Genomic DNA, 12,120 nt, shown 5'->3' on the forward strand with positions numbered 1-12,120 from the left:
CGCTTCAGTGCACGATCAGCACGGGGCACTTGGCGTGCGCGGCGCACGCGGTGCTCACCGAGCCGAGCACGAGGCCCACGAAGCCGCCATGGCCCCGGCTGCCGAGCACGAGCATCCGGCTGCCCGCGCTCCGCTCGATGAGCGTCTTCGCGGCGCCGCCCGAGACGACCGCTCGGGTGAGCGAGCGGGGCGGATCCCCGTCGAACGCCTCCGCGACCGTCGCGTCGAGCGCCCGCGCCGCGTCCTGGGCGGGATCCCAGTCGGCGAGCATCGGCGAATCGGCGACGGGCGGGTAGCTCCAGGTCGTGACGACCTCGATCGACGCGCCGAGGGCGGTCGCGAGCGTGGCTGCGTAGCGCAGGGCGGCGACCGACTGCGGCGAGCCGTCGACGCCGACGACCATGCGGTCTGCTGCTGCGCGCTCGTCCATGGCGCCATCGTCCTCCCGCCGCGGCGCGCTGTACAGGGGGCGGATGCGCGAGGCCGGGGAGGGCGCGCGGGCGCAGGATCGCCCCTTGTCGGCGAGCGCCGTCGGGGGCACGCTGGCGGTGTGCATCGCGCACGCCGAGAGGAGGACGCATGCTGCCGCCGACCGAGGATGCGGTGCGCCGCATCGCCGACGACCGCGGCCCCTGGCGGGTCACCGCGTACGCGCCGGCCCACGAGCGGGTGCGCGGCAACCGCGTGACCACGGCCGCGAGGAGCCGGATCCGAGATGCGATCGTCGCGCTCGAGCAGGCGGGCGCGCCGCCCGAGGCCGTCGAGGCCGTGCGGGCGCGCCTCGAGCAGGAGGCGAGCCCGCCCTCCGACGCGGAGGGGCCGTGGGACGGCCGCATCCGCTCGGTCGGGATCTTCGCCTCGCCCGACGGCTGCGAGGTGCTGGCCATGACGACCGAGGCGCCCGAGCGGCTCGGCGTCGGCGACCGGTACCTCGTGGGCCCGCTGCTCGAGGCAGCGCTGGCCGAGCGCCCGCCGGTGCTCGTGCTCGCCGCATCCGAGCGCGCCGTGCGGCTCGTCGACGTCACCGCGCACCCCGCGCGCGAGGTCGAGGTGCCGGGCATGCCGCGCGAGCTCACCGATGTCGAGGACCTCGACCTCACCGGCGACCGCGGCACGCTCGCGCACCTGCGGGTCTCGGAGGACCCGAAGCAGCGCCTGCGCAGCTTCTCGCGCGAGCTGCACCGCGCGATCGAGCCGGTGCTGCGGGAGTCGGATGCGCTGCTCGCGGTCGCGGCGGCAGAGCCGCTGCTGAGCGCGCTGCGCGAGACCGCGCCGGAGGCGCTGCCCGTCGCGGCGGCGGTCGCCGGCAACCGCGACGCCGACAGCGTCGACCGGCTGGCCGAGCTCGCCGCGCCGGCGGTCGACGAGCTGCGGGCGCGGGCGCTCGAGGCGCAGCTGATGAGGCTGCGCGAGTCGCCGCGCGACCTGGTGCTGCGGGATCCGGGCGAGGTCGAGGCCGCGGCGCGCGAGGGCGCCGTCGACACGCTGCTCGTCGACCCGCGCTGGCGCGAAGCGGCGATGGGCGAGGGCGGGGCGTCGCTCGACCGCGGCGACGAGCTGATCCGGCTGGCGCTCGCGACCGGCGCGAGGGTCGTGCCGGTGCACGCCGCCGGGCAGGTCGAGCCCGTCGCGGCCGTGCTCCGCTACGCGGTGGCGCGCCAGGGCGGCTGACCGAGGAGGCGCGGTGTTCGCGGATCGGGAGGAGGCGGGCCGGCTCCTCGGCGAGCACCTGCGCGAGCGGGGCGACGCCGTCTCGATCGTGCTCGGCCTGCCGCGCGGCGGCGTACCGGTCGCGGCCGAGGTCGCCGCGGTGCTCGGGGTGCCGCTCGACGTGCTGCTGGTGCGGAAGCTCGGCCTGCCGTCGTTCCCGGAGGTCGCGATGGGGGCCATCGGCGAGGGCGGCGTGCGGGTCGTGGATGCGAGCACGATCGCGCGCGCCGGCGTGACCGCGGAGGAGGTGGCGGCGGTCGAGCGCCGCGAGCGCGCCGTGCTCGACGAGCGGGCGCGGCTGCTGCGGCGCGGCCCGCCGCCGGATCTCGAGGGCGACGCGGTCGTGATCGTCGACGACGGCATCGCCACCGGCGCCACGGCCACCGCGGCGTGCCTCGTCGCGCGGTCGCTCGGCGCCAGGAGCGTGCTCGTCGCGGCACCCGTCGGCGCTCCCGACGCGGCACGGCGCATCGAGGGCGCCGACGCCGTGGTCTGCCTCGAGCAGCCCTTCGCGTTCCGCGCCGTCGGCGACCACTACCGCTCCTTCGCGCAGACGACCGAGGCCGAGGTGCTCGCGGCGCTCGAGCGGTCGCGGCCGCGCTGACGGGCCGCGATCGACGGGCGCCGCAATGGCTTTCCGCATCGGAAACTCCCGTGTAGTCTTTCCGACATGGAAAGCAATCACGCGGAGGCGTCGCGCACGGCGGCGGAGGCACTGGACTCGCTGACGATGGACCGGGAGCGGCTCGCGGGGCGCCTGCGCGTGCCGTGGGCCCTGATGGCGGCGATCGGCGCGCTCGCCGCATGGTGGGTCGCGTCGGCGGCGACGGCCCGCCCCGGCGCGGCGTACGAGCCGCCCGCGACCGGCTGGATCGCGCTGCTCGGCGTGCTCGTGGTCGCCCACCTCGTCCAGCGGGAGACGGGCGCGCGGCTCGGCGTCATGGGCGCCCGGGCGGCGTGGGCGACGGCCGGGATCCTCGTGACCTGCCTCGCGCTCTTCAGCGTCTCGCTGGGCCTGGTGTCGCTCGAGCTGGCCTGGGCCGTGGCGCTCACGAGCGCGGTGGCGTTCGCCGTCACGACCTGGCTCGCGGGCGTCGCCTATCGGGCGGCAGTGGAGCACGTGCGCCGTGCGTGACGCCCGCTTCGACGAGACCATCCACGCGCCGCTGCGCCTGCGCATCTGCGGGCTCCTGCGCCGCGTCGACCGGCTCGACTTCGCGCTGCTCCGCGACACGCTGGGCGTCTCGGACGCGACGCTGTCGAAGCACGTGCGGACCCTGTCCGACGCCGGCTACGTCACCTCGCGGAAGACCGCATCGGCCGGGCGCAGCGACGCGCGGCGCGTGATGTGGCTCGCGCTCACCGCCGCGGGCCGGACGGCCTTCGATGCCCACGTGCGCGCGCTGCAGGAGATCGCCGGCCCGTCCTCATGACCGCGGCGCCGACGGTGGACCTCCGTAGAGAGTTTGAGAACCCCTGCCCACACCTGAAAACCCTGTCTTTGCGCAGGTCACGAGGCTTCTACGACCACGACCATCGCTCCTCGGAGCCTACCGTTTCCGACTCCAGGGGTCGAGTGGTGCGATCACTTGGGATGGCTCAAACCCTGCTACGGCCCGAGCAGGTCGACAATCTGGTGGCGCAGTACCGCGAGGGCGCGACGCTCGTGGAGTTGGCATCCGTGTTCGGAGTGAACCGCCGCACGGTCGCCACCCACCTCACCCGTCGGGAGGTCACCATCCGCCGCGGTCGGTTCGATCCGTCCCGCATCCACGAAGCAGCCGACCTCTACCTCAGCGGGTTGACGCTGGTAGAGGTCGGCATGAAGGTCGGGGCGGGGCCTCAGGCGGTCCGGCAAGCGCTCGCATCGCACGGTGTCGTGATCCGACCTGGTGGCCGCCGTTCTCGGATCAAAGCAGCCGCTGCCGTGGGCAGTTGAGCCTAGACACGAAGATCTGGCTCATGCGTGCTTGCCTCGGCGAGCGAGTCGTGGCGCTGGCGACGACGGATCGCAGCCTCGCGCAGGCGCGCGCGGATGAGCAGAACGACGCTCACGGGTCCCATGACGATGAACTTCAGTGCGTTCCAGCAGGCCCACAGCACGATGAGGTGGAGCCAACCGGGGCCACCGTCGGCTGCCGAGCCAGAGCACACGCTGGCGATCAGGATGTACGGAAGCGCGACCAGCATCGCGGGCATCCCCCACTTGAGTCCGCGACGGGTGCGGACAGCAGCGAGCAGCCGGTTGCTCGGCATGTAGCGGTGCAGATAGTCGCGAGTGCGAACGCTGAGCGTCCAGATAAGGCGGAACATGACGGCCTCTTGTCACACGTGTTACTCCGTCGAGGAGGCAGAACGTGTGTGAGTGCCCGAAGGCCGTCCCGGAGGACCCGCAATATGAGGAGAACCTGCCTCATCATCCACTGTACGCCGGGGTCGGCGTTCACGGAACCCTTGGGCTCCCGCGTCGCCGCGCGCACCTCTCTGTAGGAGTGAGAGGACCCGACGATGACGAACCTGAGCCACGTAGTCCAGGACGAGCGCACAGCACGGATGCTGCTGTCGATGACCGTCGAACCAGAGGACGCCGTGACAGGCCGTCTCCTGGGCGAGCTGGGGGCGTTTGAGCTGCTTCGGCTTGCTGAGCGTGATGACGCGGTGCCGGGCCTCAGTGCTGTTGACGCTCAGGTGTGGCGCGCCCAGTTCGAGCGCTCAGACGCTCGGACACTTGGGCAGCGCATCGTCGACGCCGAGCGCGCTGGCATCGGCACCCTGATCCCCGGTGACGGGGAGTGGCCATCCGCACTCGACGATCTTGGCGACCGGCGGCCATACGTCCTGTGGACTCGTGGCACGACGTCTTTCCTCGCGCGACCACTCGATGATCTCGTCACGATCACCGCGGCGAGGGCCGCGACTTCATACGGCGAGCACGTCGCCGCGGAACTGGCCTCCGATCTCGCCAACGCGGAGCGGATAGTCGTGGCCGGCGGCGCGTACGGCATCGAAGGGGCTGCCCATCGAGCGGCGCTGGCATCCGACGGCGACACGATTGCAGTCGTGGCGAACGGCGTTGATCGCCCCTACCCAATCGGTCACCGTGAACTTCTTGAGCGGGTGGCTGACCTCGGCCTCCTGGTCAGCGAGGTTCCACCAGGCGCGGTTCCGACGCGCCACCGCTTCATTGCACGGGCGCGGTTGATGGCCGCGCTCTCCACAGCGACTGTCGTTGTCGAGGCCGGAGCTCGCTCAGGATCAATGAAGGTGGCAGAGTGAAGCGCCCTGAGTTTGTTGGAGGCTCCTGACCTTGGAAACGAGGATGGAGTTATGCCGAAGGAACTGGCGAATGGGAAGCCGACGACGCGTCGGTACTCGGTCGAGGAGAAGGCCGCCGCGGTGCGGATGGTGAGGACGCTGCGCGCTGAGCTCGGTGTCACGCAAGGGACGGTCCAGCGCGTCGCGACGCAACTCGGTTACGGTGTTGAGTCCGTGCGGATGTGGGTCAAGCAGGCCGACGTCGACGACGGCGTCACTGCCGGCGTGAGCAGCGCGGAGGCGCAGCGGGTGCGTGAGCTCGAGCAGGAGAACCGGGAGTTGCGGCGGGCCAACGAGGTGCTGAAGCGGGCGGCGTCTTTCTTCGGGGCGGAGCTCGACCGCCACTACCGGAAGTAGTCGCGTTCGTCGACGCGAACAGGGACGATCTTGTGGACGGTCGCCGGCTCGGAGTCGAGCTCATCTGCAGGCTGCTGCAGGTGGCTCCGAGTAGTTACTACGCCGCCAAGACCCGCACGCCGTCCGCCCGCGCGGTGCGGGACGACGAGCTGATCCCGCAACTGGTCGAACTCTGGGAGTCCAACTACCGCGTCTATGGGGTCCGCAAGCTCTGGAGGGCTGCCCGCCGCGCGGGGATCATGATCGGCCGCGACCAGACCGCCAGGTTGATGCGCGCCGCGAGGATCGAGGGCGCGCGGCGGTCGAAGCGGGTCAAGACGACGAGGCCGGATCCGGCGTCGGCGCGGCACCCGGACCTGGTGAAGCGGGATTTCACCGCGAGCGCCCCGAACCGGCTCTGGGTCACCGACCTGACGTTCGTGCCGACCTGGACCGGCGTCGCCTACGTGTGCTTCATCATCGACGCGTTCAGCAGGATGATCGTGGGTTGGCGGATCGCGTCGCACATGCGAACCGAGATCGTCCTCGACGCGGTCGAGATGGCCCGCTGGTCCCGCGGCGCCCGGCACGAGGATCTGCGGTGTCACAGCGACGCAGGCTCTCAATTCACCTCGATTCGCTATGGCGAACGCCTCGCAGAGATCGGTGCCACGCCGTCGATCGGGACGGTCGGCGACAGCTATGACAACGCCCTCGCCGAGACGGTGAACGGCTACTACAAGGCAGAACTCGTCCGCGGCCCCGCGCGGCCAGGGCCGTGGAAGACGGTCGAAGACCTCGAGCTCGCGACGCTCGGGTGGGTGCACTGGCACAACACGCAGCGCCTCCACGGCTACCTCGGCGACGTCCCGCCCGCAGAGTTCGAGGCCGCGTTCTATGCTGTCCCCAACGACCGCAATCTGCTGGTCGGAATCAAATAGCGCGAGTCTCCATCAGACCCAGGGCGCTTCAATGGAGGCACCGAGCCATGGCTAGAAAAACAGCACCCCAAGCCCATCCCGGCGAACCTCACGACCGGGGCACCGGCCAGCGACTCAACTGGCTGCGCGCCGGGGTACTGGGAGCGAACGACGGCATCGTCTCGACCGCTGGCGTCGTGATCGGTGTCGCAGCGGCGACCCCGAACAACGTTCTCGCGATCGCCACGGCAGGAATCGCCGCAGTGGTCGCTGGCGCATTCTCGATGGCCGGAGGCGAGTACGTTTCGGTGAGCACCCAGCGCGATACCGAGAAGGCGCTGATCGCCAAGGAGAAATGGGAACTCGAGACCATACCTCAGGAAGAACTCGAAGAACTCGCCGGCTTCTACCGTCAGCGTGGGCTCTCGGACGACCTCGCGCATCAGGTCGCGGTCGAGCTCACCGCGAAGGACGCCCTCGCAGCCCATGCAGAGGTTGAACTTGGAATCGACCACGAAGAGTTCACCAGCCCCTGGGCGGCGGCTGTCTCGTCATTCGTCTCGTTCGCGCTGGGAGCGCTCATCCCGCTCGTAATGATCCTTTTGCCATTCGGCGAGAATCGCGTCTGGATCGCCGCGGTTGCAGTGGTGATCGGCTTGTTCCTCACCGGCTGGATCAGCGCCGCCCTCGGCGGGGCCCCGCGCGGCCGGGCCATCCTCCGGAACGTGGTGATGGGCTCAGCGACGATGATTGCGACTTACCTCATCGGCCTGCTCTTCGGCGTCGCTGTTGGCTGAGCGGAGACGACCGCTGAACCTAGCTGACCGTGAAGGTGGCGTTCACCCATGACTTATGTAATCGCCCAGCCCTGTATAGACGTCAAGGACAAGGCCTGCGTTGAAGAGTGCCCGGTGGACTGCATCTATGAAGGCGAGCGGTCGCTCTACATTCACCCGGACGAGTGTGTGGACTGCGGGGCCTGCGAGCCCGTCTGTCCGGTTGAAGCCATCTATTACGAGGATGACACCCCCGATCAGTGGGCGGAGTACTACAGAGTGAATGTCGAGTTCTTTGACGAACTGGGTTCACCGGGTGGCGCCGTCAAACTCGGCAACACCGGCAGGGATCATCCATTGGTTGCGGCATTGCCCCCGCAAAATAAAGACGCCAGCCTCTAACTGGCGAATCGACATGGAACTGTTCGGACAGGCGCTCGGACTGGGCACGATCGGCCTGGTGGCAGGTGTCCTGGGGGCGGTGATCGCGGCTCTCGCGACGCGTGGCCAGACCTCCACACTCACCAGTTATGTACAACACTTCGCCGCAGGCTTGATCATCGCCGCGGCAACACTGGATCTGCTCCCGGAGGCGCTCCACCTGGGTGGCGGCTGGCCGCTGATCATCGGCTTCGTGCTAGGCACTGCGTTCATGCTGGCGCTGCGCGCGCTCCTCACCCGGTTCGGCCACGGCCATTCCCACGGCGACGAGCACGGGCACGGGCACGGGCACGGGCACGGTGATAGTCAGACCAAGGCGGTCACGGGTGTGAATCTCCGCCTCGTCGTCGCCCTCGCGGTCGTTGTCTTGATCGACGGCGCCATCATCGGCATCGCCTTGTCCGCCGGCGGGGCGGCAGCCCTCTTGATCGCGATCGCGCTGTCGATCGAGCTTCTGTTCGTCGCCGCCTCCACAGCGGGATCCGCGCGCGCGGGCGGCGGCTCCCTCGGCACCGCGATCGGTGTCGGCGCCTTCGTTGCGGTCATGATGCCTATCGGCGCGGTGCTCGGCGCTGTCGTCTTCGCCGGTGTCTCAGCCCCCGTGCTGATCGCAGGCCTCGGCTTTGGTGCCGCCGCCCTGCTTTTCACCGCCGTCGCAGAGCTGTTGGTCGAAGCCTACGAAATCAAAGAGAGCACCGGCACCATCGCGATGGCAGCCGGCGGCTTCCTGCTATTTCTCATCCTCATGATGCTGATGTGACCATGCTTACGCACCCGAGGACGGGGCAAGCCGCATACGGGCCCGGTCGCACGCCACCTTTAGCCAAGCCATGGCGATACCGGTCTATCGAGGTGTGGCTACGCGTTCGAGCCCATCAATGTCGAGAATCGTGACATCACGACGCCCGTGGAGTTCGATGACACCGGAGGCGGAGAGCGCGGCAAGGCGTCGGCTCAGAGTTTCTGGCGTGGTGCCCAGATAGGAGGCGATTTCGTACTTCGCCAACGGCAGCCACACTGTGGGCACGCCGTCTCGGATGCTGCCGGGCAGATCCAGCAAGTAGGCCGCGATGCGGGCACTGACATCGCTGGAGGTGATGGCGGCCAGCAATCGCTCGACGGAGGCGAGCCTGTCGGACAGAGTCCGCAGCATCCGCAGACCGACATCAGGGTAGTCGCGCAGCAGGGCCGAGAGGTCGGTGTGGTCGAAGACGCACATCCGGCTGTCTTCCAGCGCGACGACGAGGTCATTGGGCAGGTGGCCGGTCAGGAAGGCCCGTTCGCCCACGACATCACCGTTGGTCACCGTGCGCAGGATTTGTTCCTGGCCATTGGCCGCCGCATGGCTGACCTTGAGCTGTCCGCTGTGCATCACCAACAGACGCGACACCGACTGTCCTGGCGAATAGACCGTCTCTCCCTTGGCAACATGCACCGGGCGGACGAACTCCGCGACCCGCAACTGCTCCTCGCGGGTGAGTCCTTGGAAGATCGGCACGCGGCTGACGCACAAATCATCCACAGGCATGTGGCAAGTCTACCGGAGTCGGCATCGGCGCCGCGGGACCGGACAGCGGCAGCGGCAGCGACGCCTCGGTAGCAGGCGCGCACCGAACATGATCTATGTCAAGGAGTTCCGGGCGCCGCAAACCTATCGTGAAGGTACCAATAAGGAACACATCACGAAAGGGGTCCACAATGGCCACCTCCACCTCCACCCCCACCACCACTCACACCGTCCTGAGAGCGGAGGGATTCTCCTGCCCGTCGTGCGTGGCGAAGATCGAGAAGCAGGTCGGGCGACTCAAGGGTGTCGAGAACGTGAAGGTCCACTTCGCCTCCGCCCGCATCGAGGTCGACCATGACGCCGAGCGCATCTCCGTGGATGACCTCGTCGCCGCTATCGCCAAAGCCGGCTACAGGGCCGCACCGTCTGCCTTCTGAGGCCAACGGCCCCCGCGGGCCGCCTGCGGACATCCTTCCGACATTCCACGCTGCCGGTCTGCTGGCACGAGACCCAGAAAGGTCGTACCCGAAAGTGAACAGGCTCCAAAAATGGGTCTATGGGAACTGGTCAGTCCCCGTCGTGTCCGGCGTGCTCATCATCATCTCCTTCGCCATCCAGTGGCTGGCCGGGGGTGTCGCCAACCTCACCGTCAGCCCCCAGTGGTGGCTCGACGCCGGGGCCCACGCCACTCACGCCAGCGCGGCTTTCACCCTCGGGGATGTCTTCATGATCGCCGCGGCCGTGGTTGCCGGCTACGGGATCGTGGTGAAGGCGGTGCGCGCGCTGATCGCCAAGGTCGTCGGCATCGACCTGCTCGTGTCGGTTGCGGCTATCGGCGCGGTCATCATCGGCAACTTCTGGGAGGCCGCGGCGGTCACGTTCCTGTTCGCGATCGGCCACGCGCTGGAAGCTGCGACCCTGAACAAGACCCGCTCGGCACTGGCCGAACTCGTCGCCGTCGCCCCGGATTCCGCGATCGTTGTGCGCGATGGCGAGCAACAGGAGATCCCTGCCGGGCAAGTGAGAATGGGCGAGATCGTCCTGGTCAAGAACGGTGCGAAGGTCCCCGTGGACGGCCAGGTCGTCTCCGGCACCGGTGCCATCGACGAGGCCTCCATCACCGGCGAGTCCATCCCGGTGGAGAAAACTAAAGGCGGGCAGGTCTTCGCCGGCACCGTCTCCCGCGGCGGCTTCCTACAGGTCCTGGCCACTGGCATCGGCGCAGATACCACCTTGGCCCGCATCATCCACCGTGTGGAAGAGGCTCAGGACGCCAAGGCCAAGACCCAGGCCTTCATCGACCGGTTCTCCACGTGGTACACCCCCGCCGTCATGGTCCTGGCCCTGGTGGCCGGACTTATCAGCGGAGACGTGGTGCTGGCCCTGACCCTGTTGGTCATCGGCTGCCCGGGCGCCCTGGTGATCTCCATCCCGGTCGCCATCGTGGCGGGCATCGGCCGCGCCGCGCGCAACGGCATCCTCATCAAGGGCGGCGAGTTCCTGGAGACCTCCGCGAAGATCACGGCGGTCGCCGTGGACAAGACCGGCACCCTCACCGAGGGCAAACCGCAGCTGACCGACGTCATCATCCTGGATTCCACGCTCGACCGTACGGAGGTGTTGCGCTGGGCCGCGGCAGCTGAGGCCGGCTCCGAACACCCATTGGCCCGCCCCATCCTGGAGACCGCCCGCGAGGAGGGCGTTGCCCCGCAGGGCATCCCCGGCGCCGTCACCCCGGTCCCCGGCAAGGGCATCGTGGCGAACGTCAATGGCCGCCAGGTGCTGATCGGCAACCCGCCGCTACTGGAGCAGTACGGCATTGCCTCGGGCATCGCCGAGGCTGCGCAGGCCGCCCAGGACCTGGCCGCCGCCGGGAAAACACCTATGATCGTCGCTGTTGACGGGAGGGTGATCGGCGTCGTCGCCGTCGCGGACCAGATCCGCCAGGACGCACCGGAGATGGTCGCGCGACTGCACCGGGCCGGCGTCGAGAAGGTCGTCATGCTCACCGGTGACACCCGACTGGTGGCCGAGGCCGTCGGCAAAGCCACCGGGATCGACGAGATCCACGCCTCCCTGCTCCCTGAGGACAAGCTGGACGCTGTCACCGAGCTACAGCGCCAGGGCCACACGATCGCGATGGTCGGTGACGGCGTCAATGACGCTCCGGCTCTCGCCACCGCGAACATCGGCGTGGCGATGGGTGCGGCAGGCTCGGCCGTGGCCGTGGAGACCGCGGACATCGCCCTGATGGGCGACAACCTGCTCAAGCTGCCCGAGGCCATCGGCCTGGCCAAGCGAACCGTGAACGTGATGAAGCAGAACATCGCGATCGCCCTGATCACCGTGGTGCTGCTACTGGCCGGAGTCTTCGCCGGCGGAGTGACCATGTCGATCGGCATGCTCGTCCACGAAGCCTCCGTGCTCGTGGTGATCGCCAACGCGATGCGGCTGCTGCGAAACACCCGAGACTCCACGACGATGCCAAAGAGTGAACGCACCATCGGGACAGCTGCGGAGCAGGTGGCCGCCTGACGCCCATCCCGGGGCAATGGACCCACCCCGGACACCGGGCACCTCCAAGACTCAAAACAACGACGCGAACACCAAAATCAACACACGAAACAGAGGAGACCGACCATGAGCGAAAAGAACTTCACCCTTGGCGACAACGTCGAGCATTTCACCATCGAGGACGTGGCCAGGGATAATCCTGACTTCCGGAAGGTGCTGTGGACCGGAGAACACACCCAGATCGTGGTGATGACCATTCCGCCCGGTGGCGAGATCGGAGACGAGGTCCACGAACACACCGATCAGATCCTGACCTTCGTCTCCGGAACCGGCGAAGCCGACCTCAATGGCCACACCCACCCCATCGATGCCGGTGACCAGTGCGCGGTACCCGCCGGTGCCCAGCACAACTTCCGCAACACCGGCGACGAGCCGCTGGTGCTGTACACCATCTACAGCCCACCCGAGCACGCTACCGGCGCCGTATTCGCCACCCGGGAAGAGGCTGACGCCGCCGAAGCCGCCGGTGAGGACGAACCGCCCCGGTCCTGACCGCCACCGCCACCGCCACGAAAGACCCACCCGGGACGTCGACGACGCG

16 protein-coding genes and 1 other annotated feature are annotated in these 12,120 nt (G+C 68.7%); of the genes, 13 read left to right on the top strand and 3 right to left on the bottom strand.

Annotated features, from left to right (window positions below; all coding sequences use genetic code 11):
* Positions 1-4: 4 nt before the first annotated feature.
* Positions 5-430, bottom strand: coding sequence for a universal stress protein (locus tag MU522_RS07310; RefSeq protein ID WP_128190082.1), 426 nt, complete (start codon positions 428-430; stop codon positions 5-7).
* Positions 431-579: 149 nt separating this feature from the next.
* On the opposite strand from MU522_RS07310, the gene MU522_RS07315 reads away from it, so the two are divergent.
* The 5 genes from MU522_RS07315 (at position 580) to MU522_RS07335 (ending at position 3,649) form a co-directional block, all read left to right on the top strand.
* On the top strand, positions 580-1,671 hold the full coding sequence (locus MU522_RS07315; protein ID WP_246990412.1) for a hypothetical protein: 1,092 nt from the start codon (positions 580-582) through the stop codon (positions 1,669-1,671).
* Positions 1,672-1,684: 13 nt separating this feature from the next.
* Positions 1,685-2,314 (top strand): phosphoribosyltransferase family protein, encoded by a 630-nt coding sequence (locus MU522_RS07320; RefSeq protein WP_246990413.1) that lies wholly within the window; start codon positions 1,685-1,687, stop codon positions 2,312-2,314.
* A gap of 66 nt (positions 2,315-2,380) precedes the next feature.
* Positions 2,381-2,845 carry a hypothetical protein gene (locus tag MU522_RS07325; RefSeq protein ID WP_146355527.1) on the top strand — a complete coding sequence of 155 codons (465 nt, stop codon included), beginning with the start codon at positions 2,381-2,383 and terminating at the stop codon, positions 2,843-2,845.
* Positions 2,838-3,143 (top strand): transcriptional regulator, encoded by a 306-nt coding sequence (locus MU522_RS07330; RefSeq protein WP_146355525.1) that lies wholly within the window; start codon positions 2,838-2,840, stop codon positions 3,141-3,143. Before MU522_RS07325 ends, MU522_RS07330 begins: the two co-directional genes overlap by 8 nt.
* 161 nt (positions 3,144-3,304) lie before the next feature.
* Positions 3,305-3,649 (top strand): hypothetical protein, encoded by a 345-nt coding sequence (locus MU522_RS07335; RefSeq protein ID WP_235812663.1) that lies wholly within the window; start codon positions 3,305-3,307, stop codon positions 3,647-3,649.
* A gap of 2 nt (positions 3,650-3,651) precedes the next feature.
* Here MU522_RS07335 and MU522_RS07340 read toward each other — a convergent pair whose 3' ends face one another.
* Positions 3,652-4,023, bottom strand: a complete 372-nt coding sequence (locus tag MU522_RS07340) for a sulfate permease (protein ID WP_246990414.1) — start codon at positions 4,021-4,023, stop codon at positions 3,652-3,654.
* Positions 4,024-4,218: 195 nt separating this feature from the next.
* Between MU522_RS07340 and MU522_RS07345 the strand changes: the two genes are divergently transcribed.
* The 5 genes from MU522_RS07345 (at position 4,219) to MU522_RS07365 (ending at position 8,258) form a co-directional block, all read left to right on the top strand.
* Complete coding sequence (locus MU522_RS07345; RefSeq protein ID WP_246990415.1) at positions 4,219-4,986, top strand: DNA-processing protein DprA; 768 nt, start codon at positions 4,219-4,221, stop codon at positions 4,984-4,986.
* A gap of 51 nt (positions 4,987-5,037) precedes the next feature.
* A protein-coding gene (locus MU522_RS07350) for an IS3 family transposase (protein WP_246990417.1) occupies positions 5,038-6,302 on the top strand; the annotation gives its coding sequence in 2 pieces (ribosomal slippage) (positions 5,038-5,341 and positions 5,341-6,302; 1,266 coding nt in all).
* Positions 5,337-5,471: a sequence feature (AL1L pseudoknot), on the top strand. It overlaps the preceding gene by 135 nt.
* A gap of 47 nt (positions 6,303-6,349) precedes the next feature.
* On the top strand, positions 6,350-7,078 hold the full coding sequence (locus MU522_RS07355) for a VIT family protein (RefSeq protein ID WP_246990418.1): 729 nt from the start codon (positions 6,350-6,352) through the stop codon (positions 7,076-7,078).
* A 48-nt stretch (positions 7,079-7,126) separates the two neighbouring features.
* Complete coding sequence (fdxA, locus tag MU522_RS07360) at positions 7,127-7,459, top strand: ferredoxin (RefSeq protein ID WP_119076069.1); 333 nt, start codon at positions 7,127-7,129, stop codon at positions 7,457-7,459.
* A 13-nt stretch (positions 7,460-7,472) separates the two neighbouring features.
* Complete coding sequence (locus MU522_RS07365) at positions 7,473-8,258, top strand: hypothetical protein (protein WP_246990419.1); 786 nt, start codon at positions 7,473-7,475, stop codon at positions 8,256-8,258.
* Positions 8,259-8,342: 84 nt separating this feature from the next.
* Here the strand turns inward: MU522_RS07365 and MU522_RS07370 are convergent, their stop codons facing one another.
* Positions 8,343-9,026 (bottom strand): Crp/Fnr family transcriptional regulator, encoded by a 684-nt coding sequence (locus tag MU522_RS07370; RefSeq protein WP_246990420.1) that lies wholly within the window; start codon positions 9,024-9,026, stop codon positions 8,343-8,345.
* Between the two features lie 170 nt (positions 9,027-9,196).
* On the opposite strand from MU522_RS07370, the gene MU522_RS07375 reads away from it, so the two are divergent.
* From MU522_RS07375 to MU522_RS07385, 3 genes are all read left to right on the top strand, one after another.
* Positions 9,197-9,442, top strand: coding sequence for a heavy-metal-associated domain-containing protein (locus tag MU522_RS07375; protein WP_054682994.1), 246 nt, complete (start codon positions 9,197-9,199; stop codon positions 9,440-9,442).
* Positions 9,443-9,536: 94 nt separating this feature from the next.
* Complete coding sequence (locus MU522_RS07380) at positions 9,537-11,540, top strand: cation-translocating P-type ATPase (protein WP_054682996.1); 2,004 nt, start codon at positions 9,537-9,539, stop codon at positions 11,538-11,540.
* Between the two features lie 105 nt (positions 11,541-11,645).
* On the top strand, positions 11,646-12,071 hold the full coding sequence (locus MU522_RS07385) for a cupin domain-containing protein (RefSeq protein ID WP_054682998.1): 426 nt from the start codon (positions 11,646-11,648) through the stop codon (positions 12,069-12,071).
* Positions 12,072-12,120: the final 49 nt, after the last annotated feature.

Origin of the sequence: Agrococcus sp. SCSIO52902, from assembly GCF_022983135.1 — a bacterium.
In the GTDB taxonomy this organism is placed as follows: Bacteria; Actinomycetota; Actinomycetes; order Actinomycetales; family Microbacteriaceae; genus Agrococcus; species Agrococcus sediminis.